The sequence below is a fragment of the Knoellia flava TL1 genome (assembly GCF_000768675.1).
In the GTDB taxonomy this organism is placed as follows: Bacteria; Actinomycetota; Actinomycetes; order Actinomycetales; family Dermatophilaceae; genus Knoellia; species Knoellia flava.
This window is the reverse complement of record NZ_AVPI01000001.1, coordinates 181,468-208,127: the sequence shown is the minus strand read 5'-3', so window position 1 is coordinate 208,127 and position 26,660 is coordinate 181,468. Positions and strand designations below refer to the sequence as shown.

Below are 26,660 nucleotides of genomic sequence, written 5' to 3'. Positions count from 1 at the left end.
ACGACATTGTCAGGAATCCGCCGCCGTTTGGTTTGAATGAAGGGTGAACGACGTGTCATGGTGTTCCACGTCGACCTCGTCGACGTTCGTGCAGAGCGCCGGTTCCCCCCAACCGTGAGCGCCGCACGGACGGGCGCGGCGCACCCGGGGGTACCCCCCTGCTCCCCGGGCGCGTCGCGCCCACACTTGTGTCCGTGCCCATGGACGCGCCTCCGGCCCGCAGAAGGACGTCGTGTGCCGTCCGCGCACCCGCCCGTATGCCGTCCGCGGACCCCCGCTCCCGGCTGCGCGACACCGCCCTAGGCTTGCGATCCATGAAGGTCCTCGTCCTCGGCTCAGGTGCCCGCGAGCACGCCATCGTCCGCAGCCTCGTCGCCGACCAGGCGGTCGACGCCGTCGTCGTCGCCCCGGGCAACCCGGGGATCGACCGGATCGCGCTGTGTGAGCCCCTCGCGGACGTCACCGACGGGGCGGCCGTGCTCGCGCTGGCGCAGCGCCACGCTCCGGACCTCGTCGTCGTCGGACCCGAGGCGCCACTGGTCGCCGGTGTCGCCGACGTGCTGCGGGACGGCGGGTTCGACGTCTTCGGGCCCTCGGCCGAGGCCGCGCGCCTCGAGGGGAGCAAGGCCTTCGCCAAGGAGGTCATGTCGGCGGCAGAGGTGCCGACGGGCCTGGCCCACCTCTGCACGACCGTCGACGAGGTCGCCGAGTCGATCGACGCCTTCGGCGCTCCCTACGTCATCAAGGACGACGGCCTCGCGGCCGGCAAGGGGGTCGTCGTCACCGACGACCGCGACGAGGCGCTCGCGCACGCCGGCGCCTGCCTCGCCAAGCCGGGCGGCAAGGTCGTCGTCGAGGAGTTCCTCGACGGGCCCGAGGTGTCGCTCTTCGTCATCAGCGACGGGGCCAAGGTCGTCCCGCTGAGCCCGGCGCAGGACTTCAAGCGCGTCGGCGACGACGACGCCGGCCCCAACACGGGCGGCATGGGCGCCTACAGCCCGCTGCCGTGGGCGCCGGAGGGCCTCACCGACGTGCTCGTCACCCGCGTCGCCCAGCCGACGGTCGACGAGATGCGCCGTCGTGGCACGCCCTTCGTGGGCGTCCTCTTCATCGGTCTCGCCATGACGAGCCGCGGCCCGCGCGTCATCGAGTTCAACGCCCGCTTCGGCGACCCCGAGACCCAGGTCGTCCTCGCCCGCCTCCTCACCCCGCTCGGCGGGCTCCTCAAGGCCGCCGCGACAGGACGGCTGGACGAGTACGACGCGCTGCGCTGGTCCGACGACGCGGCGGTCACCGTGGTCGTCGCCTCGCACAACTACCCGGGCACCCCGCGCACCGGTGACCCGATCACCGGTCTCGGCGACATCGAGGGCGTGCCCACGGCATACGTGCTCCACGCCGGGACGGCGCTCGACGGCCAGGGGACGCTCGTCTCCGCGGGCGGGCGCGTCCTGTCGGTCGTCGCGACGGGAGCCGACCTCGCGCAGGCACGGGAGCGCGCCTACGCCGCCGTCGACCTCGTCGGCCTCGAGGACGCCCACCACCGCAGCGACATCGCGCTCCGTGCCTCGCGCGGCGAGGTCGGCGTCAGCTGAGCTGCGGCAGGACCTTGGCCGCGACCTCCTCGACGTGGTCGAGGTCGGCGAGGTCGAGGACCTGGAGGTAGACGCGGGTCGCGCCCGCCTCGGCGTAGCGGCCGATCCGGTCGACGACCTCGTCGGTCGAGCCGGCGAACCCGTGGGTGCGCAGCTCGCCCACCTCGCGCGAGATCGCGGCCGCCCGACGGGCCAGCGTCGCGTCGTCGTCGCCGAGGCAGAGGACGCCGACCGCCGACAGCGTGAGGGTCTCGGGGTCGCGCCGGCGGTCCTCGCAGGCCCCCCGCACCCGCTCGAAGAGGACCCGCGACTCCTCGGGCGACTGGAAGGCCGCGTTGAACTCCGAGGCGTAGCGCGCGGCGAGAGCCGGCGTGCGCCGCTTGCCGGAGCCGCCGACGATGATCGGGACGCCGCCCTCCTGCACCGGTTTGGCGAGCGCGGGCGCGTCGACCATGGGGTAGTGCGACCCGTCGTGGGTGTAGGTCCGGCCCGCGGGCGTCGACCACAGCCCGGTGATGACGGCGAGCTACTCCTCCAGCCTGTCGAACCGCTCCCTCACGTCGGGGAAGTCGATCCCGTATGCCGTGTGCTCACCCTTGAACCACCCCGCGCCGATGCCGAGCTCGACCCGGCCCCCGGACATCTGGTCGACACCGGCGACGGCGATGGCGAGCGGGCCGGGGAGGCGGAAGGTTGCAGCCGTGACGAGCGTGCCGAGGCGGATGCGCGACGTGTCGCGCGCGAGCCCGGCGAGGGTGGTCCAGGCGTCGGTCGGCCCGGCGCCACCGTCACCGCTCATGTGGAGGTAGTGGTCGGACCGGAAGAAGGCGTCGAACCCGGCGTCCTCGGCGGTGCGGGCGACCGCGAGGAGGTCGTCGTAGGTCGCGCCCTGCTGCGGCTCGGTGAAGATCCGGAGGTCCACGGACCTCACCCTAGACAGGCCGTGGCGCACCGGCATCCGACGCAGGGACCGGCCCCCGCGCGGGGAACTGGAAGAGCGCGATGTTGACGGTGCGGTGGCCGTCGACCCGCGTGGCGCGTGGGGTGGGTGACCCGTCGGAGGTGGAGGGCGTCGACCGTGGTGGCGTGCCGTCTGGCGGCGTTGCGGGTGCCTGGAGTGTCTGGGGCACGAGCGCGGCGACCCGCTCCTCCGCCCGGGTGCGGTCCGCGGCGCGCGCGCTCTCGCGGCCGAGGAAGCGCAGGGTGTCCTTGCGCGCCTTGGCCCTGTCGAAGTCGTCCATGACGGCCCGGAGGGAGCCTTGGTCCGCTGTCCCTGCCTCCGCCTGGACGAGGCTGTCGAGGAGCCGCCCGACGAGGGGGCCGTAGGTCGTCGAGAGCTCGCGGGCCTGCCCGGCCATCTCGCCGTAGTTCTTCACCCTGGGCACGAGAGCGCAGATGCTCGACAGCAGGGCGCCAAGCGCCACGATGCCCTTCTCCGTCGTCGTCGAGGTGTCGTCGAGGACGGGGAAGACCGACAGCCCGGTGACGGCCGCGAGGATGCCCGCGGCGAGGGACCACCAGTCGGCCTTGCTCTGCTGCCAGTTGGCGTAGCGGGGCAGCTCGCGCGCCCACATCTGCGCGCTGACGAGGCAGGCGCGGACCCGGGCCGCGCTGATGGGAGTCGGCGTGGATGTCGCCGTGGGTGTGGTCGTCGGGGTGACGGCTGCCGGGGTGGCCGACGTGCTCGCGGTCTCGCTCATGGTCGTGCTCCCGTTCTGGGCATGGGTTCTGTAGGGGTGGTCCTGCACCTCTCAGGAGGTGGGGGAGCCACTCCAGATACCCGGAGCGATCGTCGGTGCCCGGTCGGAGGTTGTCGCCATGACACGCGCACCCGTGTTCGGCATCACCCTCGACTGTGACGCGCAGGTCCTCGCCGCGTTCGGCATCGCCTGAGCCGGTCCGGGCCCGCCCAGCCGCGCGGCACTCAGTCGTCGACGCCGCGGGCGCTGAGCGCCTCGCCGAGCCGGTCGGCGTGTCGCAGCGACCGGACGATGAGCGGCACGGCGAACGCTCGTGGGCTCGACCGCAGCCCCCTCGCGTGCTGCGCCTCGCGCACCTCCTGCGCGAGCCCGAGGACGACGTGCACCGACCGGATGCCCAGCGCCAGCAGGAGCCCCACCCGCTCGGGGTCGACCCCGAACTTCCGCAGCCACCCGCACACCCGCACGACGGCGTCGACCATGGCCGTCGTTCGCGTCGTCAACGTGACGAGCCCGGCGAGCAGGACGAGCGTGACGAACGAGCCGACGACCCCGACTCCCGTCCGCCACGACGCGAACACCCACTGGAAGGCGAGCAGCGGCACGGCGACCCAGGCGAGGGCGACCACCTGCCGGGCCAGCACGCGCAAGGGAAGGCGCGCCACGGCATACAGGAGGAGGACGGCTCCGAGCGCGACGGCGACCTGCCACGGCGAGCGCCAGACGGCGAGGGTCACGCCCGTCGCGAGCAGGAGGAGCAGCTTGGGTCCGGCGCCGAGCCGGTGGACCGGTGAGGCGCCGGGGAGGTAGAGCGGGACCGCGGTGACGGGCATCAGCGGGCGACGAGCGAGCGGTAGGCCGCGACGGCGTCGGCGGGCGTGCCGTCGTGGACGACGCGACCGTCGTCGAAGACGAGCACGCGGTCGAAGCCGTCGAGCAGGTCGAGGTGGTGGGTGACGAGGACGACCTGCTGCGAGAGCCCGTCGACGAGCCGCCGGACCATCTCGGCGTTGCGCAGGTCGAGCAGGGTCGTCGGCTCGTCGAGGACGAGCAGGTCGGGGTCGGTGACGAGGACGCTGGCGAGCGCGAGGAGCTGCTTCTGCCCGCCCGAGAGCAGGTGGGCCGGGTGGTCGGCGTGACCCTCGAGCCCGTATGCCGTGAGCGCACCCTGGGTGCGCGCGCGCACCTCGTCCTTGGTGAGACCGCGGCGGCGCAGCCCGAAGGCGATGTCCTCGGCGACGGTCGGCATGACGATCTGGGCGTCGGGGTCGGTGAAGCAGAAGCCGACGCGCCGGCGGACCTCGCGGCCGTCGCGGACGGTGTCGCGGCCGTCGACCGTCACCGTGCCCGAGTCCGGGTGGACGAGGCCGTTGAGCAGGCGGGCGAAGGTCGACTTGCCCGAGCCGTTGGCCCCGACGACCCCGATGCGGTGCTCGGTGAGGGTGACGTCGACGTCGCGCAGGACCGGTCGCCGCGTCGCGCCGTCGCCGAAGGAGTGGCTGACGGACGCGACGCGGATCTCGGGCACGGAAGGGTGGCTCGGTGGAGCGTCAGGCGGAGACGCGGTCCGGGGTGGCGGGCTGCTCGCGGCGCGCCGGGATGAGGCCGGGGTAGGCGGCGTGGACGCCCGCGGCGACGACGGCGGTGAGGACGGCCTTGACGACGTCGCCGGGCATGAAGACGGCGGCGAGGGTCGTGGCCTTGACGAGCGAGACGCCGAGGACTGCGGCCATGCCGATGATGCCGAGGACGTTGAGGGCGAGGACGCCGCCGAGGATGTTGGCCATGACGCCGAGGTGGACCCGGTAGGGGCGGCCGACGCGCTCGGTGAGCAGGCCGACGAGGAAGGCCGCGACGGGGAAGCCCACGAGGTAGCCGACGCTTGGCCCGGCGAAGACACCGAGGCCTCCACGCCCGCCGGAGAGCAGCGGCAGCCCGATGGCGACCAGCGCGAGGAAGAGCAGCACCGACAGGGCGCCGCGGCGCGCGCCGAGGATGGCGCCGGCGAGCATGATGCCCATCGACTGCGCGGTGATGGGGACGGCGCCACCGAAGGGCGAGACGGCCGGGACGAGGCCGAGCGCGGCGATGACGCCGGCGAAGATGGCCACGAGGGACAGGTCACGGGACGAGAGCATGGGTCGTACTGTGCCAGCCCGCCAGCGGTTTGCGGCAGGGGCATCCGCCCACGGGAACGACCTACGCGCGCAGCCGGTGCGTGAGAGTGAGGGCCGTCGCGGCGGCCGCGATCGAGATACCGATGAGTAGCGCGAAGACCCCTCCGTCGAGGGTGTCGTGGCGGGCGGCGATGAGCGCGCCCCCGCCGGCTGTCGTGAGCGCGCTGCCGAGGCTCGCGCCGATCTGCGACGCGGCGGTTGCCTGCCCCTGCTCGTGCGGCTCGGCGAGGGTGAAGATCTCCGTCGCCAGGCTGGGGGAGGAGAGCCCCATGCCGGTCGCGGCGAGCGCCCACCCGACGAGCCCCGGCACGAGCCCGAGGACGCCGAGCGCGATGAGCAGCGGGCCGGTCCCCCCGACGACGATGAGCGCGAGGCCGAGCCGGACCCGGGCCGCGGCGTCGAGGCGTCGTTGGACGGCGTCGAGGCTGTGGACCGCCGAGCCGACGGCCCAGAAGACGCCGGTGACGCTGAGGCTGATGCCCGCGAGCGCCGGCCCGACGTCGTGGGTGACGTCGAGCATGAGAGGCAGGTAGCCACCGATGCCGCCGAACGCGACGACGAGGAGCGTGCGCAGCGCGACCACTGCCGGTATGCCGCGTGCCACCGTGAGCGTCCCGGGCGGCAGCGCTGCGCGCACCGTGGCGACGAGGGCGAGTCCGCCGACCGCGAGGGCGACGAGCCCGGCGAGCCGGTGGTCCCCGCCATCGAAGGCGAGCGGACCGCCGATGCTGAGCAGGGCGACGGCCGTGGCGAGCCCGATGGCCGGGGCGAGCGGCGCCGGCGTCGGGCTTGCGTCCGCAGCTCTGGTGGCCTGGCCGTCGTCGTGCCGGACGTTGCGGCGCAGCGCGGGCAGGAGCAGGAGGAGTGCGGGCACGAGCAGGACGGTCGGCAGCAGGAAGACGAGCCGCCAGCCGACGAGCGCCTCGGCCGCACCTGCGGCCCCGGGGCCGAGGAGGCTCGGCAGGATCCAGGCGGCGGCGAAGGTCGCGAACACCTTGGCGCGCAGGTGCTCGGGCAGTGCCCGGGCGGCGAAGACGAGCGTCGAGACGTCGATGAGCCCCTCGGCGATGCCGGAGAGCCCGCGCCCGAGGAGGAGCACGGCCATCGACGGGGCAGCCGCGGTGACGACCTGGGCGGCAGCGAACGTCCCCAGCCCGGTGAGCAGGACCGTGCGCGCCCCGACGCGGTCGACCCAGCGGCCGGCGACGACGACGGCCACCATGAAGGTCACCATCGAGGCCGCGTTGGCGGCGCCGAACCACGCGAGCCCATCGAGGGCCCGGGTGGCGGTCGGCATGATGCTGATGACAGCCCGGTTCTCGAAGGCGCCGAGGGTGACGAGGGCGATGATGCCGACCGCCACCGGCAGGTGTCGCGCGCTGAGCAGGCGCTCGGCGCGCTCAGGTGCGGCCGCGGGAGCTGACCCTCCGGGAGGCGCGGGGGTCGGCACGGCGGCCGTCGAGGTCATGCCGGGCATCCTGATATCTCAAGCGCACCTGAGATCAAGTCGTAGGCTGCGGGCGTGGACAAGAACGACCTGCTGCCCATAGGTGAAGTCGCCGCACGCAGCGGCGTCTCGGTCCCGACGGTCCGGTTCTACGAGGAGCGCGGGCTCATCGCGAGCGTGCGCAACGCCGGCAACCACCGCCGCTACGGACGGCATGTGCTCCGCCGGATCGCGGTCGTGCGCGCCGGCCAGCGGTTCGGTCTCAGCTTGGGCGAGATCGGTGAGGCGCTCGCGACCCTGCCCGACGACCACCCGCCGACCAAGGGCGACTGGGCCCGGCTCTCCAAGGTGTGGCACGCCGCCCTCACCGCCCGCATCGACGCCCTCGTCGAGGTGCGCGACGGGCTCACCGGCTGCATCGGCTGCGGCTGCCTGTCGATGACGAGCTGCCCGATCTACAACCCCGAGGACGCCCACGCCGCCGACGGCCCGGGCGCCCAGCGCTGGCCGGCCGCTGCCCGGGAGTGACGGCGGGGCCGAGGCTGCCAGAATCGCAGGCATGACGACGCCGCTCGAGATCCCCGGCTTCACCCACCTCTACTCGGGCAAGGTCCGCGACCTCTACGTCCCGGACGGGCGTGACGACCAGCTGCTCCTTGTCGCCTCGGACCGGATCTCGGCCTTCGACTTCATCCTCGACCCGCCGATCCCCGACAAGGGCGCCGTGCTCACCCAGCTGTCGCTGTGGTGGTTCGACCAGCTCGCCGACCTCGTGCCCAACCACGTCGTGTCGACCGATGTGCCCGACATCGTCGCCGGTCGCGCGGTGCTCGTCCAGCGGCTCGAGATGGTGCCGGTGGAGTGCGTGGCCCGGGCCTACCTCACCGGCGGCGGCCTGCGGGAGTACCTCGCCGATGGCACCGTGAGCGGGCTCGCGCTGCCCGAGGGCCTGCGCGACGGCGACCGGTTCGACGCGCCGCTCTTCACCCCGTCGACGAAGGCGCCCGTGGGCGAGCACGACGAGCCGATGTCCTTCGAGGCCGTCGTCGGCGAGGTGGGCGCTGAGCGCGCCGAGGAGCTGCGCGACCTCACGACCCGCATCCTCGCCCGCGGCAACGAGATCGCCGGCGAGCGCGGCATCCTCATCGCCGACACCAAGGTCGAGTTCGGCGTCGACGCCGGCGGTGCCCTCGTCCTCGCCGACGAGGTGCTCACCCCGGACTCGTCCCGCTTCTGGCCCGCGGACCAGTGGGAGCCGGGCCACCCTCAGCCGAGCTTCGACAAGGAGTTCGTGCGCGAGTGGCTCCTGTCCGCCGAGAGCGGCTGGGACAAGACCTCCGGCGACGCGCCGCCCGCACTGCCGGCCGACGTCGTCGAGCGGACCCGGGCGAAGTACGTCGAGGCCTACGAGCGCCTCACCGGCCGGACGTTCTGACCCATGACCCGCCAAGGCTCCGAACCGCGCCGCTGGCAGCAGGAGGCGGACCGCCTCGCACAGGCGAGCATCGAGCGGGGTGACCCGACGAGCTGGTTCGAGGAGCTCTATGCCGCCGGCGAGTCCGGCGAGGTGACGATGGCGTGGGACCACGACGACCCGCAGCCGCTCCTCGCCGCCTGGTCGCGCGAGCACGGCGTGCGCGGCGAGGGACGTCGGGCGGTCGTCGTCGGCTGCGGCCTCGGCGCCGACGCCGAGCACGTCGCGTCCCTCGGGTTCGAGACGACCGCCTTCGACCTCTCGCCGACGGCGATCCGCACGGCCCGCCGGCGCCACCCGGACACCCAGGTCGTCTACCTCACGGCCGACCTCTTCGACCTGCCGCAGGACTGGCACCGGGCCTTCGACCTCGTCGTCGACGTCTACACCGTCCAGGCCCTGCCGCGGGACCTGCGCGACCGGACCGTCGGGGCCATCGCGGACCTCGTCGCGCCCGGCGGCACGCTCGTGGCGGTCCAGGGCGTCCTGCAGCCCGACGACGACGGCTCGGGGCCGCCGTGGCTCCTCACCGCCGAGGACGTGTCCCTCTTCGCCAGCCACGGGCTGAGCGAGGTCGAGGTCGTCGCCGACGGGTCGCTGACGGACTACCCCTGCTGGCGGGCGGTCCTCACGCGCTGACCGTGCCTTTGGGATTCACTCTGTCACCCGGTGGCGATACCATTCGTGCGTGAGCACGCAGATCTCCGTCCGCATCGACGACCGCCTCGTCGCCTTCCTCGACGACCAGGTGAAGTCCGGGCAGGCGCGCAGCCGCGCTGAGCTGGTCGAGTCCGCCCTCGAGCGCGAGCTGCGCCGGAGGTTGTATGCCGAGGAAGTCCAGCGGCTCATGGCGCAGAAGGCCGCGGGAGCCCTCGAGGATGACGACCTGGCGGGGCTCGCGGAGTGGTCGCGTAACCGCACATATCCCGATCTCGACTGATGCGCCCGATCCACATCGTCCAGCTGGACAAACCACGTCCAGCCGTCATCCTCACCCGAGAGACGGCCCGCCCCCACCTCACGAAGGTCACGGTGGCGCCGATCACGAGCACGGTGCGAGGCGGGTTCACCGAGATCCCCGTCGGCCCGAGGAACGGGCTGGACCACCCGTGCGCGGTGTCGATCGACAACATCCAGACGACCGAGGTCGGCGCCGTGGGGCGTCTGGTCGGGTTCCTCCTGCCCGAGCAGGAGCAGGAGCTGGCCACCGCGGTGTCGCGCGCCTTCGACCTCGCTGATCCGGTGGTCTGAGGTCCGACCAAGGGCCAGTAGCCTGTGACCCGGCCCGGCCGCACACGTTCGGAGAACCCAGAGTGCCTGTCTCGACGCACGACCTCGCCCTGACGACCGTCGAAGGGGGGTCCGCTCTCTCACCCTTCCGGGCCGCGGCCCTCCTCGCCCGCCTGCGGGCGGTTGACTCCGGCATCACCGGTGTGAGCGCCCGGTTCGTCCACTGGGTTGCGAGCGAGCAGCCCCTCGACGACACAGGGCGCGCCACGGTCGAGCGCCTCCTCACCTACGGCGACCCGTATGCCGTCCCGTCGCCCTCCGAGGCTCCGCGGACGACCGTCGTCGTCGGTCCCCGCCTCGGCACGATCTCGCCGTGGGCGAGCAAGGCGACCGACATCGCGCACAACTGCGGCATCGACGTCCGCCGGGTCGAGCGCGTCACGGAGTTCACCGTCGAGGGCGTCGGGCTCGGCAACCATGCCGACCCCGCTGGCGGTGAGCGCTGGGCCGCCGTCGCCGCCGTCCTGCACGACCGGATGACCGAGACCGCCCTCCCGACCCGCGAGGCGGCCGCCGCGCTCTTCGAGGAGCGCCAGGCCGAGGCGATGGAGCACGTCGACGTGCTCGGCGGCGGCCGCGACGCGCTGGAAGGTGCGAACACGGCATACGGGCTGGCTCTGTCCGACGACGAGATCGACTACCTCGTCGACGCGTTCACCGGGCTGCGCCGCAACCCCACCGACGTCGAGCTCATGATGTTCGCGCAGGCCAACTCTGAGCACTGCCGGCACAAGATCTTCAACGCCGACTTCGTCGTCGACGGCGAGCCGCAGACGCGCAGCCTCTTCGGGATGATCCGGCACACAGAGTCGGTCGCCGGCGAGGGGACCGTCGTCGCCTACAAGGACAACGCCTCGGTCATGCAGGGCCGGCGGGTCGAGCGCTGGCTGCCCGAGCGTGGTGACGGGCCGACGCCCTACGTCGCGCGCGAGGAGGACGTCCACGTCCTCATGAAGGTCGAGACCCACAACCACCCGACCGCGATCTCGCCGTTCCCCGGCGCCGCGACGGGGGCGGGTGGCGAAATCCGTGACGAGGGGGCGACCGGGCGCGGCTCGGCGCCGAAGGCCGGGCTCACCGGGTTCGTCGTGTCGAACCTGCACCTGCCGGGGACCTCGGAGCCGTGGGAGACCAACCCCTACGGCGCGCCCGACCACATCGCCAGCCCGCTCGACATCATGGTCGAGGGCCCGATCGGGGCCGCGGCCTTCAACAACGAGTTCGGACGCCCCGGCATCGGTGGCTTCTTCCGGGTCTACGAGCAGACCGTCGACGGCGTGCGCCGCGGCTACCACAAGCCGATCATGAGCGCCGGTGGCCTCGGCTCGATCAGCGCCGACCAGACCGAGAAGGTGCGCTTCCCCGCCGGCACCCTGCTCATCCAGATCGGCGGGCCGGGCATGCGCATCGGCATCGGCGGTGGCGCCGCCTCGTCGATGGCCTCCGGCGACAACGCCGCCGAGCTCGACTTCAACTCCGTGCAGCGCGGGAACCCCGAGATGGAGCGGCGCGCGCAGGAGGTCATCAACTCGTGCTGGTCGCTCGGCTCGGACAACCCGATCCTCGCGATCCACGACGTCGGCGCGGGCGGGCTGTCCAACGCCTTCCCCGAGCTCGTCGACGACGCCGGTCTCGGTGCCCGCTTCGACCTCTCGGCGGTGCCGCTCGAGGAGTCCGGCCTCGCGCCCAAGGAGATCTGGGTCAACGAGAGCCAGGAGCGCTACGTCCTCGCCATCGCGCCCGAGTCGCTCGAGCTGCTCGAGTCGTTCGCCGAGCGCGAGCGCTGCCCACTCTCGGTCATCGGCGTCGCGGCCGACGACGCCCAGCTGGTCGTCGCCGGCGACTCCGACGACGACGTCCCGATCGACATGCCGATGGAGGTCCTCCTCGGCAAGCCGCCGCGGATGACCCGCGACGTCGAGCGCGTGTCGTGGACGGGAGACGCGCTCGACCTGGGCGACATCGACGTGCGCGAGACGGCATACGCGGTCCTGCGTCACCCGACCGTCGCGAGCAAGCGCTTCCTCGTGACGATCGGCGACCGCACGGTCGGCGGGCTCACGCACCGCGACCAGATGGTCGGACCGTGGCAGGTCCCGGTCGCCGACGTGGCGGTCACCCTCGCGGACCACGCCGGCTTCGCGGGTGAGGCCATGACGTCGGGGGAGCGTATGCCGCTCGCCTCGGTCGACGCTCCCGCCTCCGGGCGGATGGCGGTCGGCGAGGCGCTGACGAACCTCATCGCGGCGCCGATCGCGTCGCTGTCGTCGGTCAAGCTCTCGTGCAACTGGATGGCCGCCGCGGGCGAGACCGGTGAGGACGCCGCGCTCTACGACACCGTGCACGCCGTCGCGATGGAGCTGTGCCCCGCCCTCGGCATCTCGGTGCCGGTTGGCAAGGACTCGATGTCGATGCGCACCCGCTGGACGGACCCGGCCTCCGGGGAGGCGAAGCAGGTCACGTCGCCGGTCTCGCTCGTCGTGTCGGCGTTCGCCGCGCTGCCCGACGTGCGCGGGACGCTCACCCCCCAGCTCGCAGCGGACTCGGCCCTCGTGCTCATCGACCTCGGCGCCGGCGCGAACCGGCTCGGCGGGTCGATGCTGGCCCAGGTGTCCGGCGCGTTCGGCGGGGAGGTGCCCGACCTCGACGACCCGGCCCGCCTCGTCGCACTGGCCAGGGCCGTGCACGAGCTGCGCTCCCGCGGGCTGGTGTCGGCCTACCACGACCGCTCCGACGGCGGCCTGTGGGCGACCGTGTGCGAGATGGCGTTCGCGAGCGGGATGGGGGTCGAGGTGTCGGTCGACTCGGTCGAGGCACTCTTCACCGAGGAGCTCGGCGCCGTCCTCGGTGTGCCCGCAGCCTCGGTGGGCGAGGTCCGCGAGGTCCTCATCGCGGCCGGTGTCGGCGAGCTCGCCACGGTCGTCGGCGGCACGCACCCGGAGCGCCGGCTCACCGTCAACGTCGACGGCCGTGTCGAGGTCGACGAGCCGCTGCGCGACCTCGCCCAGGCGTGGGACGAGGTGTCATGGCGGATCTCCGCGCTGCGCGACAACCCCGAGTGCGCCGACGAGGAGCACGCAGCGTTCGGGGCCGACGACGACCCGGGCCTCCGGGTGTCGACGACCTTCGACCCGACCGACGACGTGGCTGCCCCGTTCCTCAATTTCGGTGCCAAGCCCCGCGTCGCGATCCTGCGTGAGCAGGGCGTGAACTCGCACGTCGAGACGGCCTACGCCTTCCACCGGGCCGGGTTCGAGACGCTCGACGTCCACATGACCGACCTCCAGACCGGGCGCGCGTCGCTCTCCGACGTCGTCGGGCTCGTCGCGTGCGGCGGCTTCTCCTACGGCGACACCCTCGGCGCCGGTGAGGGCTGGGCGCGGTCGGTGCTCTTCAACGACGCGCTCACCGAGCAGTTCCACGAGTTCTTCCACGGCGGCGACACCTTCGGGCTCGGCATCTGCAACGGGTGCCAGATGTTCGCCGCCCTCGCCGACCTCATTCCCGGTGCCGAGGCGTGGCCGCGCTTCACCCGCAACCGGTCCGAGCAGTACGAGGCGCGGCTCTCGCTCGTCGAGGTGCTCGACTCGCCGTCGATCTTCACGTCGGGGATGGCGGGCTCGCACCTGCCGATCGCCGTCGCGCACGGCGAGGGCTTCGCCAACTTCTCCGCCCGCGGTGACGCAGCCGCGGTGGAGCGCGTGGCGCGCTACGTGACGGGCGACGGGTCGGTTGCCATGGCATACCCGCACAACCCCAACGGCTCACCGGACGGGCTCACGGCAGTGACCACGCCGGACGGCCGGTTCACCGCGATGATGCCGCACCCCGAGCGGGTGCAGCGGAACGCGCAGATGTCGTGGACGAGCGGGCGGGTCGAGGACGAGTCGCCGTGGCTGCGCATGTTCCGCAACGCCCGCACGTTCGTCGGCTGACCCCTCGGCGGAGGAGCGGCCGTCTCCCGAGCCGCTCTCTCGCTCACGAGCCGCCTCGAAGCGGCTCGCGAGCGCCAACCCGGCTCGCGACCCGAGCTACTGGGCGCGGGCGGCGGTGATGAGGCGGGTGAGTCCGTCGCGCAGGTCCTCGAGCTCGGACAGCTCCATGCCGAGCCGGTCGAGGATGGCCGGCGGGACCTTCTCGGCACGCCTCCTCAGCCGGGCACCCGCGGGGGTGAGCGAGACGGCGAGGGCGCGCTCGTCGCGTGGGTCACGCTCTCGGGTGATGAGCCCGCCGGCCTCGAGCCGCTTGAGCAGGGGCGAGAGTGTGCCCGGCTCGAGACTCACGCGGCGGCCGAGCTCGCTCACGGTGAGCGGGGTCTCCTCCCAGAGCGCGAGCATGACGAGGTACTGCGGGTGGGTCAGGCCCATCGGCTCGAGCAGCGGCTTGTAGAGCGCGATGACGTTGCGCGAGGCGACCGCGAGGGCGTAGCAGACCTGGCGGTCGAGGGCGAGCAGGTCGGTGCCCGCGGTGGCCGTGGAGGTCTTCGACGTCGTCACGGTCGCAATCCTAGTGGTCGGGTGGGCTATGCTGAGTGTACTAACCATAAGTGCACGAAGGAAGTGGGAGTCGATGGCCAAGCCCGAGAACGAGGGCCTGTCGCTGGGCTACCGGATCGGCTACCGCATCCAGTACGCCATGTGGGAGGTCTTCGGACCGGCCCAGCTCGGCGCCGGCGACGACCCGCAGATGCGCCTCAAGCGGCGCCGTCAGGCCAAGGTCGAGGCCGCGCGTGCTGAGCGTGAGGCACGCGAGGCGAGCGCACGCACGGCAGACGCTGCCTGAGCCCACCTCATCCCCTGCGCCGTGACTCGTGGACGATGGCGAACGGGTCCTCCTCGTCGGTCTCGGACCCGTCGTGGAGGTAGGTCTCGGCCCACACCATCGCCATGTCGAGCCCCTCCGCGCCTTCGAGCTGGTCGAGGGTCGGCGGGTGCATGAGTGCGGCCACCGCGGCGCCGACGTCCGGCACCGCGATCTCGGCGTCCTCGGCGGTGTCGTCCGGCCACGCCTCGGCGTAGGCCCGGCGCCCCGCTTCGACGAACGCCTCCGGGTCGGTCACCCGGAAGTCCCAACGGCCCACGACGGACAGGACGTCGCCCACCTCCTCGTCCTCCTCGTCGTCGTCCTCGTCGTCATCCCAGTCGTCCTCGTCGATGCGCACCTTGATCGAGGTCGAGCCGCACCAGTCGAGCTCGGCGTGGGTGAAGGCGACGGCCGCCTCGTGGACCTCCTCGGCGGACTCGAACCAGGGGCCGAGCTCGCGCTGACGACCCTCGCGCCCGGTGGTGAGCTCGACGTGCCGCCGGATCTCGGCGATGAGCGCCTCGGCGCTCGCGGCGTAGCTCTCACGGGCGGCATCGGTCCACTGCGTCTCGTCGAGCTCGTCATCCATGGCGCGAGGCTACGACGCCAGCCGCCGGATGACGCCTAACCTGTGGCCCAGGTGCGGAGCGTCCGCGCCGAGGGGAGGGGGCCCATGGACCTGCGCGCCATGTCGACCGAGCGGCTTGTCGGGGTGACCGCCCGCCTGCTGGCAGCGGCCGCGGTGCTGGTGGCGATCGGGCTCGGCCTGGTCGCCCGGATCATGTGGCAGCAGACGGGGCAGTCCTTCGGCGAGGACGGCACGCCCACGGACCTGGGCATGGACCTCGCGACTCGCATCACGCTCATGGTGTTCGAGACCGGCTACCGACCGCTGCCCATGCAGGCGCTGCTCGCCTCCGTGCTGCTGGCCGCTGCGGTCGCCGCATTCCACCGGAAGGCGGCGTCGGCGCGGTTGGGATCGCTCCGCTGGGAGGTCCTCGGCGCTGGTGTGGTGGTTCTCGTCGCCGTCGTCGTGCTCTTCCTCGCGCACCTCTACGTCCTCACGGCGGACGACAGCGCCAGCCGAGCCAGCGGCTACCTGGGTCCGCAGTCCGTGACCCCGTTGCTCCTCGGCAACGTCTCGATCCTCATCGCCGCCTTGGGCGTGATGGCCGTGGCGACCCTGTGGTGGCTGCGCTCGGGGCCGCTGCCCGACGACGCGGACGAGTCGGCCGACGAGGTCGAGGACGAGGACGAGGACGAGGACTCGGGGGACGGTGACGACACCGGGCCCGTGGGCTCGTCCCGCAGCGCCCGCGAGGTCCGGGACGACCCGGGGATCGATGCCCCAGTCGACTACTCCCGCGACTGGTCGCCCGAGGACTTCCGGCCGCCGCACTGACCCTCCCGAGTCGCGACGCCGCCAGGGTCAGTCGGGCGGGGCGGGCGACATGGCGGTGTCGCCGGACGCCGCGCTGAACGGCTGCGCCCCCGCGCTCCGCGCCACCACCTCGCTCGGCGGGACCACCCCCGTCGGCAGCGGCTGACGCGCCGCCGCCCGCCGCAGGTCGTCGACCGGCAGCTCGTCGCGTGACGCGACGAGGACGACGTTGCCGAAACCTTTCGCCTTGAGCACCCCCTGCAACCCCACGTATGCCGTCCGCGCACCCGCGCCCATGGCCTCCCGGGCACCCGCGGCGACGCGTGCGGCATACCTGAGCCCGGGTCGGTCACCGAGGTTCGCGAGGAGGAGGCCGCCGGGCGCGAGGACCCTCGCGACCTCGCCCAACCACTCGACGGTGGTGAGGGAGGCAGGGACCTGCCCGCCGGCATACGCGTCGAGGACGACGAGGTCCGCGCTCGAGGAGGCGAGCCCGGAGACGCCGTCCTCGCCACGCTGCGGTCGGACCCGGATGCGGTGCCCGCGGGGCAGCGGCAGCTCGCGCCGGACAGCCTCGGTGAGGGCGACGTCGGGCTCGAGGACGATCTGCGGCGATCCCGGTCGGGTGACCTGCATCCACCGCGCCAGCGTCAGCCCGGCGCCACCGACGTGGGTGACGCGCAGCGGAGCGGGCGGGGCGAAGACCGCGTCGACGGCGAGGGCGAGCTGCTGGACGTACTCGAAGACGAGCAGCGTCGGGTCGTCGAGGCAGACGGCCGACTGGGCGTGGCCGCCGACGCTGATCCACGTGACGTCGCCGTCCTGCTCGAAGACGGGCTCGTCGGTCACGCCCCACAGCCAAGCACCCCCCGCGCCGACGTGGCGCGGGGGGTGCGTGGATCGTGCAGGGAGGCGGGTCAGAGCCCCGCAATCCGGCTGGCCGGAGCGGTGATGCCGGGGTTGGCACCGAAATAGGCGACGAGGTTGCCGAGGTCCTCCGGGCCTCCGATGCGGTTCTTGCCACCGGTGAAGGCGGTGAAGAGGTCCCCACCATCGGCGAGGAAGCTGAGCGTCCCGACCCGGTAGGTCTTCGTCGCCTCGATCGGCGTCCCATTGAGGGCCATCGAGCCGTTGACGACGCGCGAGCCCTGCGGCTGCGTGGCGTCCCAGGTGTAGGTGAAGCCCTCGGACACCCCGAGCGCGAGCATCGGGCGCGAACCTCGAGCGGCGACCGGCTGATACTGCTGCTCGAGGACCTGGCGGATCTGGTCACCGGTGAGGTCGAGGCTCACGAGCAGGTTGTTGAACGGAGCGACGTCGAACGCCTCTGCGTAGGTGATCTGGCCGGGTGCCTCGGAGTACTTCGGCTTCATCGGCAGATCCTCGCGGACGCCTCCGACGTTCATGAAGGCGATCTGGGCGCCACCTTCGTTGGCACCGTCGGTGCCGGCGAGGATCGCGTCGGCCACGACGTCGGCCATCGGCGTCTCGATGCCGCGGTTGCCGCCGGAGTCGCCGAGGATGTCCTCGGTGTGGGTGCCGACGACCTGCGCCTTGAGCGGGCCGGCAAGGGTGTTCCACTTGTCGATGATCTGCGTGATCGCGCCGTCCTTCGGAGCCGTCCGGGCGACGAGGTGGTTGGTGGCGGTCGATCGGTCACGCATGACCTCGCCGCTCTTGGTGTTGATCACGAGCGTCGTCTCGGTGACGGTCCGGCCGTAGTCGTGCGCGCTCGTGACCAGGCGGTCGTTGCCCGCCGGGTCGGGAAGCGAGCAGATGTAGGCCTGGTGCGTGTGACCCGTGATGATCTGGTCGACCTCGGGAGTGATCTGGGCGGCGATCTGGGCGATCGGGGCCGAGATGCCGTTGCAGTCGTTGATGGTGCCGGTCTGGTAGCCGCCCTCGTGCAGGAGGACGACGATGGACTTCACGCCCTGCTTCTTCAGGGCCGCAGCCTGTGCGTTGGCGGTCGTGACCTCGTCGAGGAAGTCGACCGAGGACACGCCAGCGGGGCTGACGAGTGTCGGCGTGGCCTCGAGGGTCATGCCGATGAAGCCGACCTTGACACCGTTCACGGTCTTGACCGACGTGCCGGGCAGGAGGGTGTCGCCGTTGTCCTTCCGGACCACGTTGGCCGAGAGCCACTGGAAGTCGGCACCGGCGTAGGGCGCCTCCGGGAAGTAGCAGCCGTCGGTCGGGTGGCAGCCGCCGTTCTGCATGCGGAGCAGCTCGTCGGTGCCCTCGTCGAACTCGTGGTTGCCGACGGAGCTGACGTCGAGCTTCATCTCGTTGAGCGACTCCACCGCGGGCTCGTCGTGGAACATGCCGGAGAGGAACGGCGAACCGCCGATGAGGTCTCCCGCCGCGACGGTGAGGCTCGACTTCTCGCCGACCTTGGCGCGCAGGTTGGTCAGCGTCGTCGAGAGGTGCTCGGCCCCACCGACGGCGGTCTGGCTCGGGTCCTCGGCAGGGGTGAGCTTCGGGTCGGTCGCCTCGAGGTGACCGTGGTAGTCGTTGAACGACAGCAGCTGCACCGTCGTGAGGTTGGGGTTGCCCTTGGGCTTGGCCTTGGTGTCGCCGCTCGCGGGCGCCGCCGCGAGGGTTGCGGCGCAGGCCGCCGCCAGAACGGTTGCGCCGACCCGGCGCCTGGTGGTGATCGTCATGCCAACTCCTGGTTCGGCCACTCCGGGTGAGTGAGCGCGTCGTCACCGGCAGGGGCTCGGCAACCCGGCCCATGCTGCCCGACAATGCCGACGGCGTCTGCACCCTTTCCATAACTTTTTTTGACATCACGGGAAACGGTGGTCGTCCGGGACCGTCGGTGCGCCGCCCTACGATGCCCGTATGCCGTCCCGTCGCCGTGTGCCCGTCACCGCCGGCCGCGCGGCCCTCGCCTCGTGGGTGGGGGACCCCGAGGGCGCCGACCGCACGACGACGGCGACGGCGGTGCGGTTCTCGCTCGAGGAGCTCGGCGCCCGAGCCCCCGGACGCAGTGTCGAGGTGCGGGTGCCCCCGTTCGGCGTGGTCCAGTGCATCGAGGGCCTCCAGCACCGCCGCGGCACCCCGCCCAACGTCATCGAGACCGACGCCGCGACATGGCTCGCGCTCGTCGTCGGCACGCTCGACCCGGCCGCGGCGGCCGGTGAGGGACGCCTGCGGGTGAGTGGCACGCGAGCCGACCTCACGGCATACCTCCCGCTCTTCCCCGACCCCGAGAAGGTGACCTGACGTGCGACACGGGATCTCGATCCTTCCCGACGCACCCTGGCGCGAGGCCGGGCCACGGTGGCGCGCGGTCGAGGAGCTGGGCTTCGCGCACGCATGGGTCTACGACCACCTCGTGTGGGGCGGGCTGCCCGACAGCGCGTGGTTCCCGGCGGTGCCGACGCTCGCCGCGGCGGCCGGCGTGACGTCGACGATCGGGCTCGGTACGTTCGTCACGTCGCCGAACTACCGCCACCCCTACGTCTTCGCCCGTGACGTCCTCGCCCTCGACGACCTGTCCGGCGGGCGCCTGCTCTGCGGGCTCGGCACCGGCGGTGACCTCGACTCCGAGGTGCTCGGCGATTCGCACACGGTCAAGGAGCGGGTCGACCGCTTCCACGAGTACGTCCCGCTGCTCGACCGGCTGCTGCGCGAGGACCACGTCGACCACGACGGCGAGTGGTACGCCGTGCGCGACGCCCGCACGCTGCCCGGACCCGTTCGCGACCGGGTGCCGTTCGTCGTCGCCGCCAACGGGCCGCGCTCGCTGCGGCTCGCGGCCCGTTTCGGCCAGGGCTGGGTGACGACCGGGGTGCGCGGCGCCGAGACGCTCGACCAGTGGTGGGAGGGCGTCACCGGTCTCGTCGAGCGGTTCGACGGACTGGAGGGCACGGGCGGGCACGACCGCTACCTGCTCCTCGACGCATCACCGCGGTTCTCGCTCGAGTCGGCCGGCCTCTACGAGGAGATGACCGGCCGCGCCGCCGAGCTCGGTTTCACCGACACCATCACCCACTGGCCCAGGGCCGAGTCCCCGTATGCCGGCTCGCTCGCGACCCTCGAAGCCGTTGCCTCCGGTGTCGTCGCCGCCGCGCACGCGAAGTAGCGTTGGGGGCGTGAACGAGATCCGCCGTCCCAACCACCTCCGTGTCCTCGTCGTCGGGGCCGTCCTGGGGTTCGCGCTGGGTGCCTTCTTCGGGGTCTACCGCGGCCTCGAGTCGTCGGCGCGCACCACCGCCGGTGAGTACTCGACGTCGACGGCGGTCGGCTACCTCGGCATCCTCGGCGCCATCGTCGTCGGTCTGCTCGCAGCCGGCGTGTCCGTGCTCATCGAGACGATCTCCGAGCGCCGCAACCGATGAGCACGCGGACGCGGCTGGTCCTGGGCCTCGTGCTGGTCGTCGTCGGTCTCGTCTGGTTCCTGCAGGGCGTGGGCGTGCTCGGGGGCAGTGTGATGTCGGGCGTCACCCTCTGGGCGGTCGTGGGCCCGGCGGTGGCGTTGGTCGGCCTCAGTCTCGCGCTCAGCGGGCGCGGAGGGCGACCACCGTCTGCGTGAGGCCCTCCGAGAGCGGGCGGCAGGTCCATCCCAGCTCGCGCTCGGCCTTCGCCCGCGTGCCGGTGTAGCTCGCCAGCGCCGCTCGCAGCGACTCCGGGTGGTAGGTGCCGCTCAGTCGCAGGGCGCCGGCAACGGGCCGCAGGACCCGCTCGGTGATCCGGACGACCGAGGCGGGGAGGGGCACCGGTGGCTTCGTCCCGGCGACCTCGGCCACCTGCCCCAGCAGCTCGGAGAGGGTGGCCGGCTCACCGGCGAGCATGTAGTCCTCGCCCGCGACCCCGCGCTCCATCGCGAGGACGTGGCCACGCGCGACGTCCTCCCCAGCTTGTACCAACCGGCCACGTGGAAGAGCCCGTCGGCGCCGGCGAGCAGCCGGTCGAGCGCCTTGTCGGAGTCGAGCTCGCCCTCGACGAGATCGACACCCAGCGCGCTCAGGGCCGTGGCCCGGCCCGGCGTGCGGACGAGCGCCACGACGTCGTGCCCGGCCTCGACGAGCTGGCGGGCGAGCTCGCCGCCGACGAACCCGGTGGCGCCGGTGAGTGCGTATCGCATGGCGCCCATTGTCCACCGCGCCAGGCGGCGGTCAGGCGAACGAGAAGAGGGCGACCGGGGCGCTCGTGGGGTGCTCCGAGCCCGACTCGGGCTCGAGCGTGATGCCGGCGCCGGTGGCGGTCGAGGCGTCACCCTCGAGCATGACCGTGACGGCAGACCCCGTCGTGGGGATCATGCCGGCGCTCACCATGCCCTGCCCGGGGACGTCGAACCACAGCTGGTAGGCCTTGCCCGATGGCGGGCTCGGCATGGCGTCGGCAACGAAGACCGCCTGCTTGTGCGACGGGCTCCGGACGAGGACGACCTCGGAGGTGCCCATCGGCAGCTCGAGGCGCTGGGCGTCGTCGGCCTGCAGCACCTGCTCCGTGGCGGTGAGCTGCGGGGGGGCGTCGTCGCGCCACGGCTGCCAGACGAGGCCACCGACGGTGAGGACGGCGGCGGCGACGGCGGCCGCGAGCCAGGGACGCAGCCGGTTGCGACGCCGTGCGGCGAGCTCGTCGACACCCGCCGAGCCGTCAAGGGGTGCACCCACCGGCGCATCGACCGGAGCCGGGGACCCCTCGGCCGGGGACGGCGCCCCGTCGGGGGCCGGTGTCGCGGCAGGAGCGGCAGCAGGCGCCTCGGTCTCCTCGAGCGGGGAGAGCTGGCGGGTCTGGGCCACGGCGGAGAGGACCGACGCGCGCAGCGCCGGCGGGGGAGGCAGCTCGACGTCCGCCGCGATGGTGGCGGCAGCGGCGCGCAGCTCGGCGACCTCGGCGCGGCAGTCCGCGCACTGACCGAGGTGCAGCTCGAAGGAGCGTCGCTCCTCCTCCGTCACGGCGTTGACGGCATACGCGCCTGCGAGCGCGTGCGTGTCAGGGTTCATGCCGTCACCTCCAGGGTGTCTCGAAGTCGGATGAGTCCGTCCCGTATCCGGGTCTTCGCCGTCCCGAGCGGGATGCCGAGGAGGGCAGCCACCTCGGTGTGGGTGTGTCCGCCGAGGTAGGCGAGCTCGACAGCTCCTCGCTGGGTGTCGGTGAGCGAGGCCAGCGCGCGGCGGACGCGCTCCTGGTCGAGGCGGACCTCGACCTTCTCGAGCGTCGAGTCGTGCTCGCGCTCTGCGGTCGTCACCTCGTAGGTGACCTCGCGGGCCTTGCTCGCCTCGGCGGAGCGGACCCGGTCGACGGCCTTGCGGTGGGCGATCGTGAGCATCCAGGCGAGCGGCGACCCCTTGGAGGAGTCGAAGCGGGTGCAGTGGCGCCAGATGTCGAGGAAGGCCTCCTGGGTGACCTCCTCGCTCTGCGCCCGGTCGCGCACGACCCGGACGACGAGCCCGTGGACCCGGGCCGCGGTGGCGTCGTAGAGCTCGGCGAACGCCGCCTCGTCCCCCCGGGCCGACCGACCGAGCAGGCCGGCGAGGTCCGGTCCCACGGCAGCGGTCGGCGAGGGGTCTCCTTCGTCGCCGACCGCTGCCATGTGGACCATGATCGCCTACGTCCTGTCTCGGGTGCTCGTCGGTCAGGAGGCCGGGAGCAGGACGCCGTCGATGATGTAGACGGTCGCGTTGGCGGTCTGGACGTTGCCGCAGGCGACCTTGGCCTCGCCGACGGTGAAGTCCTCGCCGCTGCCGGCCACCGTGATCGTGCCGCCACCGAGGGTCTTGTGGTCACCGGCCAGCTGGTCGGGGCTGATCTTGCCCTCGACGACGTGGTTGGTGAGCACCTTGGTGAGCAGACCCTTCGGGTCGGCCATCGCGGCGTCCAGCGTCGCCTTCGGGACCTTGGCGAACGCGTCGTTCGTCGGCGCGAAGACGGTGAGCTCGGGAGCGCCGTTGAGGGTGTCGACGAGGCCGGCCTCCTTGACCGCGGAGACGAGCGTCGACAGGAGCGGGTTGGCGCTCGCGGCAGTGGCGACCGGTGCGGTCGACATGCCGTCGAACGAGCCGGCGCCGCTGGCGGGAACCTGGCTGCAGGCGGCGCCGAACGGCTCGCCCATCATGTCTCCCGAGGGGGACTCGGAGGCGCTCGCGGACGGGCTCATGGACTCCGAGGTCGACGAGCTGGCCGCGGTGTCGGTGCTGTCGTCCGAGCTGCCACAGGCGGCGAGGCCGAGCGGGAGCGCGAGGGCCAGGGCGAGGACTGCGGGACGGTGCGTGAGCTTCATGATCGTCTCCTTCATGGGGGTGGATGACACCCGTTGTTCGGTGCCGCTCGCGAGTCGGATGGGCTCTGGCCCAACCTTTTTCGAGCTTTCTTCGGTATGCCGTCCGCCCACCTTCGGACGCGACTCACCCTTGCGTCCGGCAAGGTGACGACCTGGCCACCAGAGTTGCGGACGCAAGGAGAGGGGCACTCCTTGCGTCCGGCAAGGTGACGACCTGGCCACCAGAGTTGCGGACGCAAGCGAAGGGGCGGCGGGGGAGGGCGGGACGGGCCCGCCTGGGTGTCGTCAGTCGACGAGGACGGGGATCGAGTGCCAGCCGGTCGCGCCCCGGGGGAACGGCTCGGCGCGCTGCTCGGTCTGCACGGCCCCGGTGAGGTCGGTGGCGCGGACGGTGAGCTCGTGCCGGCCGGCCTTGGCGTCCCACTCGAGGAACCACTGCCGCCAGTAGTCGATGTTGGCGTCGGGCCCGAGCGTCGCCTCGCGCCACGGCTCGTCGTCGATGCGGACCTCGACCTTGGCGATGCCACGGCCCTGGGCCCAGGCGACGCCGCCGATGACGTTGCGGCCGGGGCGGAGGTTGGCGAGCCCGCGCGGGGTGTCGATGCGGGACTGGGTGAGGATCCGGCCGTCGGTCGCCCACTCGCGCTCGGTCCAGTAGGCCTTCTTGGCGGCATACGTCGTCGCGGTGAGGCGCTCGACCCACTTCGTCGAGCCGACGAACCCGTAGAGGCCCGGCGTGACGAGGCGCACCGGGTAGCCGTGGCGGCGGGGCAGCGGCTCGCCGTTCATCCCGATGGCGAGCAGGGCGTCGCGGTCGTCGGTGAGTGCCTGCACGGGCGTCGAGATCGTCATGCCGTCGACGGAGGTGCTGAGGATCTGGTCGGCCGAGCCGCGGACGCCCGCGCGCTCCAGCAGCTGCCGGACAGGCACGCCGAGCCAGCGGGCGCCGCCGATGTAGCCGCCGCCGACCTCGTTGCTCACGCAGCACATCGTGATGTCCTTCTCGACGAGGTCCATCGAGGAGAGCTCGGCGAAGTCGATGCTGAAGGGTGAGTCGACCTCGCCGTCGATCGTGAGCTCCCACGAGTCGACGTCGACCCGAGGGATGACCAACGCGGTGTCGATCCGGTAGAAGTCCTTGTTCGGGGTGCGCCACGGCACGATTCCCTTGACCGTGCCCTCGATCCCCGCGGGCAGCGGCGCGAGCGTCTGGGCAGGCGCCGGCAGCGTCATGGTCGAGGGGGCGATGGCGTCGGCGGTGAGCTTCTGGCCGACTGCGCCGACGGCGGCCGCGCCGACCGCGGTGGCACCTGCCCCGAGCAGGAAGCTCCGGCGGCCGGTCGACACCTCCTCGCCGGTGGCGCGGGCATTGTGGTCGGTCGGGCTCTCGGGTGCCGAGGCGGCGCCGGTCCGCCCGGACGCGACCACGGCGGTCTCGCGCCGGGCGACGAGCCCGAGCAGGAGCGTGAGCACGCCGACGCCGACGAGGCCCGTGACGAGCCCGGGGACGACGTCGAGCTGACCGGCGGTGGGCCGCAGCACGGCAGCGGCCGCGGCGAGGGTCGCGAGCCCGACGATGACGAGCCGGCCGACCAGCGGGCGCGTGCGGGACACGAGGCCCGCGGCGGCGGCGAGCAGAAGGGTGACGACGGTGACGCTGCCGATGAGGATCGGCTTGTCGGCGGTGCCCATCGTGCGCACCGCCCACTCCTTGACGGGCGTCGGGGTCGCGTCGATGACCTGCGAACCGACGGCGAGCACGGGGGACGCCTCGGGCGCGACGAACGCGGCCACGAGGTGACCGGCGGCGGCACCGGCGGCCGCGGCGAGCAGGCCGCTGACGGCATACGGCCAGCGCGGGTGCGACGTCGGAACGGAAGCGTCCATGGCAAGCCATTCGGTGCCGAGCCCGCGGCGGATGGGTCGGGAGTGCGGCCGCCGCCGGGGTCCCGCGGAGTCGTGGGACACTTGGAGTGTGGCACGCGGAGACGGACGACTCACCCACGACCTCATGCCCGGCGAGAAGGGCCCGCAGGACGCCTGCGGGGTCTTCGGCGTCTGGGCCCCCGGCGAGGACGTCGCCAAGCTGACCTACTACGGGCTCTACGCCCTCCAGCACCGCGGCCAGGAGTCCGCCGGCATCGCCACGAGCGACGGCCGCCGCCTCCTCGTCTACAAGGACATGGGCCTCGTCTCGCAGGTCTTCGACGAACGCTCGCTCGGCTCGCTCAAGGGTCACCTCGCCATCGGGCACTGCCGCTACTCGACGACCGGCGGCTCCACGTGGGAGAACGCCCAGCCCACCCTCGGTGGCCATGACGGCGGCACCCTCGCGCTCGCCCACAACGGCAACCTCATCAACTCCGCCGAGCTGCGCGACCTCGTCGAGGAGGTGAGCGGCGACGGTCGCCACCCGGGCGAGCTCGGCCGTGGCAACACGACCGACACGGCGCTCGTCACAGCCCTCCTCACCGCGGACCCCGACCGCACGGTCGAGACGGCCGCCCTCGACGTCCTCCCGCGCCTGCGCGGCGCGTTCTGCTTCGTCTTCATGAACGAGCACACCCTGTATGCCGCCCGCGACCCCCAGGGGATCCGTCCCCTCGTCCTCGGTCGCCTCGAGCGGGGCTGGGTCGTCGCCTCGGAGACCGCCGCCCTCGACATCGTCGGTGCCTCGTTCATCCGCGAGGTCGAGCCCGGCGAGCTCATCGCCATCGACGAGGACGGCCTGCGCTCGCAGCGCTTCGCCGAGACCGACCGCAAGGGCTGCGTCTTCGAGTACGTCTACCTCGCCCGCCCCGACACGACGATCAACGGCCGCGTCGTCCACGAGGCCCGGGTCGAGATGGGCCGGGCGCTCGCCCGCGAGCACCCCGTCGACGCCGACCTCGTCATGCCGACGCCGGAGTCGGGCACGCCCGCGGCGATCGGCTACGCGCAGGAGTCGGGCATCCCCTACGGCCAGGGGCTCGTCAAGAACGCCTACGTCGGCCGCACGTTCATCGCGCCCTCGCAGACGATCCGCCAGCTCGGCATCCGCCTCAAGCTCAACCCGCTCAAGGAGGTCATCAAGGGCAAGCGCCTCGTCGTCGTCGACGACTCGATCGTGCGCGGCAACACCCAGCGCGCGCTCGTCCGGATGCTCCGGGAGGCCGGTGCGGCCGAGGTGCACGTGCGGATCTCGTCGCCGCCGGTGCGCTGGCCCTGCTTCTACGGCATCGACTTCGCGACCCGCGCCGAGCTCATCGCCACCGGCATCGGGGTCGAGGAGGTCTGCAACTCGATCGGCGCCGACTCCCTCGGCTACATCTCCGAGGAGGGGATGATCGCCGCGACCGAGCAGGAGCCCGAGCGCCTCTGCACCGCGTGCTTCACCGGCGTCTACCCGGTCGAGCTGCCGTCGGCCGACCGGCTGGGCAAGGGGCTGCTCGAGCTCGAGTTCCCGGTCGACGCCGCCGGCGTCGACCCGACCGATGCCGGCACGCTCGACGTCGACCGCGTGTCCGTCACCGCCTCCGGTGGGGCGGCCGAGGCCGTCCGCCGGCCCTGACCCTAGGCT

Annotated in this window: 27 protein-coding genes and 2 pseudogenes; 13 read left to right on the top strand and 16 right to left on the bottom strand. The window is 72.7% G+C overall.

Annotation, left to right across the window (positions count from 1 at the left end):
• Positions 1-314 precede the first annotated feature (314 nt).
• Positions 315-1,595 (top strand): phosphoribosylamine--glycine ligase, encoded by a 1,281-nt coding sequence (purD, locus tag N798_RS01130; RefSeq protein WP_035945492.1) that lies wholly within the window; start codon positions 315-317, stop codon positions 1,593-1,595.
• On the opposite strand, the pseudogene N798_RS01125 reads toward purD, so the two are convergent.
• The 6 genes and pseudogenes from N798_RS01125 to N798_RS01100 form a co-directional block, all read right to left on the bottom strand.
• Positions 1,588-2,517 (bottom strand): annotated as a pseudogene (locus tag N798_RS01125) (LLM class F420-dependent oxidoreductase). The gene purD and the pseudogene N798_RS01125 sit on opposite strands and share 8 nt — an antisense overlap.
• Positions 2,518-2,527: 10 nt before the next feature.
• On the bottom strand, positions 2,528-3,295 hold the full coding sequence (locus tag N798_RS01120) for a hypothetical protein (protein ID WP_156971563.1): 768 nt from the start codon (positions 3,293-3,295) through the stop codon (positions 2,528-2,530).
• 224 nt (positions 3,296-3,519) lie between these two features.
• On the bottom strand, positions 3,520-4,128 hold the full coding sequence (locus N798_RS01115; protein WP_035945489.1) for an energy-coupling factor transporter transmembrane component T family protein: 609 nt from the start codon (positions 4,126-4,128) through the stop codon (positions 3,520-3,522).
• Entirely contained in the window at positions 4,128-4,823 is a 696-nt protein-coding gene (locus N798_RS01110) for an energy-coupling factor ABC transporter ATP-binding protein (protein WP_035945487.1), read from the bottom strand. The genes N798_RS01115 and N798_RS01110 overlap by 1 nt, the downstream gene beginning before the upstream one ends.
• A 22-nt stretch (positions 4,824-4,845) precedes the next feature.
• Entirely contained in the window at positions 4,846-5,433 is a 588-nt protein-coding gene (locus N798_RS01105) for a biotin transporter BioY (RefSeq protein WP_035945486.1), read from the bottom strand.
• A gap of 61 nt (positions 5,434-5,494) precedes the next feature.
• Positions 5,495-6,940 (bottom strand): MFS transporter, encoded by a 1,446-nt coding sequence (locus tag N798_RS01100; protein WP_052116782.1) that lies wholly within the window; start codon positions 6,938-6,940, stop codon positions 5,495-5,497.
• 54 nt (positions 6,941-6,994) lie between these two features.
• Here N798_RS01100 and soxR point away from each other — a divergent pair, with 54 nt between their 5' ends.
• The 6 genes from soxR to purL all read left to right on the top strand — a co-directional run bounded on the left by soxR (position 6,995) and on the right by purL (position 13,618).
• On the top strand, positions 6,995-7,447 hold the full coding sequence (gene soxR, locus N798_RS01095; protein ID WP_035945485.1) for a redox-sensitive transcriptional activator SoxR: 453 nt from the start codon (positions 6,995-6,997) through the stop codon (positions 7,445-7,447).
• A gap of 31 nt (positions 7,448-7,478) precedes the next feature.
• The gene (locus tag N798_RS01090) at positions 7,479-8,354 is read left to right on the top strand and encodes a phosphoribosylaminoimidazolesuccinocarboxamide synthase (protein WP_035945484.1); all 876 of its coding nucleotides are present in this window, start codon (positions 7,479-7,481) and stop codon (positions 8,352-8,354) included.
• Positions 8,355-8,357: 3 nt separating this feature from the next.
• On the top strand, positions 8,358-9,032 hold the full coding sequence (locus tag N798_RS01085; protein WP_229708512.1) for a class I SAM-dependent methyltransferase: 675 nt from the start codon (positions 8,358-8,360) through the stop codon (positions 9,030-9,032).
• Positions 9,033-9,081: 49 nt separating this feature from the next.
• On the top strand, positions 9,082-9,333 hold the full coding sequence (locus N798_RS18840) for a ribbon-helix-helix domain-containing protein (RefSeq protein WP_035945483.1): 252 nt from the start codon (positions 9,082-9,084) through the stop codon (positions 9,331-9,333).
• The gene (locus N798_RS01075) at positions 9,333-9,644 is read left to right on the top strand and encodes a type II toxin-antitoxin system PemK/MazF family toxin (protein ID WP_035945482.1); all 312 of its coding nucleotides are present in this window, start codon (positions 9,333-9,335) and stop codon (positions 9,642-9,644) included. Before N798_RS18840 ends, N798_RS01075 begins: the two co-directional genes overlap by 1 nt.
• 62 nt (positions 9,645-9,706) lie before the next feature.
• Positions 9,707-13,618, top strand: coding sequence for a phosphoribosylformylglycinamidine synthase (purL, locus tag N798_RS01070; protein WP_035945480.1), 3,912 nt, complete (start codon positions 9,707-9,709; stop codon positions 13,616-13,618).
• A 96-nt stretch (positions 13,619-13,714) separates the two neighbouring features.
• Here purL and N798_RS01065 read toward each other — a convergent pair whose 3' ends face one another.
• Complete coding sequence (locus N798_RS01065) at positions 13,715-14,179, bottom strand: MarR family winged helix-turn-helix transcriptional regulator (RefSeq protein ID WP_035945477.1); 465 nt, start codon at positions 14,177-14,179, stop codon at positions 13,715-13,717.
• A 73-nt stretch (positions 14,180-14,252) separates the two neighbouring features.
• Between N798_RS01065 and N798_RS01060 the strand changes: the two genes are divergently transcribed.
• Complete coding sequence (locus N798_RS01060; RefSeq protein ID WP_035945474.1) at positions 14,253-14,465, top strand: hypothetical protein; 213 nt, start codon at positions 14,253-14,255, stop codon at positions 14,463-14,465.
• A 7-nt stretch (positions 14,466-14,472) separates the two neighbouring features.
• On the opposite strand, the gene N798_RS01055 is transcribed toward N798_RS01060, so the two are convergent.
• A complete protein-coding gene (locus N798_RS01055; protein WP_035945472.1) occupies positions 14,473-15,075 on the bottom strand; it encodes a hypothetical protein in 603 nt (200 codons plus the stop codon).
• 84 nt (positions 15,076-15,159) lie between these two features.
• Between N798_RS01055 and N798_RS01050 the strand changes: the two genes are divergently transcribed.
• A complete protein-coding gene (locus N798_RS01050) occupies positions 15,160-15,888 on the top strand; it encodes a hypothetical protein (RefSeq protein ID WP_035945470.1) in 729 nt (242 codons plus the stop codon).
• Between the two features lie 27 nt (positions 15,889-15,915).
• Here the strand turns inward: N798_RS01050 and N798_RS01045 are convergent, their stop codons facing one another.
• Together N798_RS01045 and N798_RS01040 are read right to left on the bottom strand one after the other, a co-directional pair.
• Complete coding sequence (locus N798_RS01045) at positions 15,916-16,716, bottom strand: spermidine synthase (protein ID WP_156971562.1); 801 nt, start codon at positions 16,714-16,716, stop codon at positions 15,916-15,918.
• A 68-nt stretch (positions 16,717-16,784) separates the two neighbouring features.
• A complete protein-coding gene (locus tag N798_RS01040) occupies positions 16,785-18,530 on the bottom strand; it encodes a bifunctional metallophosphatase/5'-nucleotidase (protein WP_035945467.1) in 1,746 nt (581 codons plus the stop codon).
• Positions 18,531-18,711: 181 nt separating this feature from the next.
• On the opposite strand from N798_RS01040, the gene N798_RS01035 reads away from it, so the two are divergent.
• From N798_RS01035 to N798_RS01025, 3 genes are read left to right on the top strand one after another with little or no spacing between them, the layout of a single operon-like run.
• Positions 18,712-19,095: a sterol carrier family protein gene (locus N798_RS01035; RefSeq protein ID WP_035945466.1), complete on the top strand. Its 384-nt coding sequence runs from the start codon at positions 18,712-18,714 to the stop codon at positions 19,093-19,095.
• A 1-nt stretch (position 19,096) separates the two neighbouring features.
• On the top strand, positions 19,097-19,957 hold the full coding sequence (locus N798_RS01030) for an LLM class flavin-dependent oxidoreductase (RefSeq protein ID WP_035945465.1): 861 nt from the start codon (positions 19,097-19,099) through the stop codon (positions 19,955-19,957).
• Between the two features lie 10 nt (positions 19,958-19,967).
• Entirely contained in the window at positions 19,968-20,213 is a 246-nt protein-coding gene (locus tag N798_RS01025) for a hypothetical protein (RefSeq protein WP_035945464.1), read from the top strand.
• A 159-nt stretch (positions 20,214-20,372) separates the two neighbouring features.
• On the opposite strand, the gene N798_RS18565 is transcribed toward N798_RS01025, so the two are convergent.
• From N798_RS18565 to N798_RS00995, 6 genes and pseudogenes are all read right to left on the bottom strand, one after another.
• Positions 20,373-20,741, bottom strand: a complete 369-nt coding sequence (locus N798_RS18565; protein ID WP_229708514.1) for a Rossmann-fold NAD(P)-binding domain-containing protein — start codon at positions 20,739-20,741, stop codon at positions 20,373-20,375.
• A 47-nt stretch (positions 20,742-20,788) separates the two neighbouring features.
• Positions 20,789-20,959: pseudogene (locus N798_RS18945) on the bottom strand (NAD(P)H-binding protein); the annotation flags it as partial.
• A 31-nt stretch (positions 20,960-20,990) separates the two neighbouring features.
• A complete protein-coding gene (locus N798_RS01010; RefSeq protein ID WP_035945459.1) occupies positions 20,991-21,824 on the bottom strand; it encodes an anti-sigma factor in 834 nt (277 codons plus the stop codon).
• Positions 21,821-22,414, bottom strand: coding sequence for an ECF RNA polymerase sigma factor SigK (gene sigK, locus N798_RS01005; protein WP_188450415.1), 594 nt, complete (start codon positions 22,412-22,414; stop codon positions 21,821-21,823). Before sigK ends, N798_RS01010 begins: the two co-directional genes overlap by 4 nt.
• Before the next feature lie 42 nt (positions 22,415-22,456).
• On the bottom strand, positions 22,457-23,101 hold the full coding sequence (locus N798_RS01000) for a fasciclin domain-containing protein (protein ID WP_035945773.1): 645 nt from the start codon (positions 23,099-23,101) through the stop codon (positions 22,457-22,459).
• A gap of 285 nt (positions 23,102-23,386) precedes the next feature.
• On the bottom strand, positions 23,387-24,988 hold the full coding sequence (locus tag N798_RS00995) for a molybdopterin-dependent oxidoreductase (RefSeq protein ID WP_035945456.1): 1,602 nt from the start codon (positions 24,986-24,988) through the stop codon (positions 23,387-23,389).
• Positions 24,989-25,076: 88 nt separating this feature from the next.
• On the opposite strand from N798_RS00995, the gene purF reads away from it, so the two are divergent.
• Entirely contained in the window at positions 25,077-26,651 is a 1,575-nt protein-coding gene (gene purF / locus N798_RS00990) for an amidophosphoribosyltransferase (RefSeq protein WP_035945455.1), read from the top strand.
• The last annotated feature ends 9 nt before the right edge of the window (positions 26,652-26,660 follow it).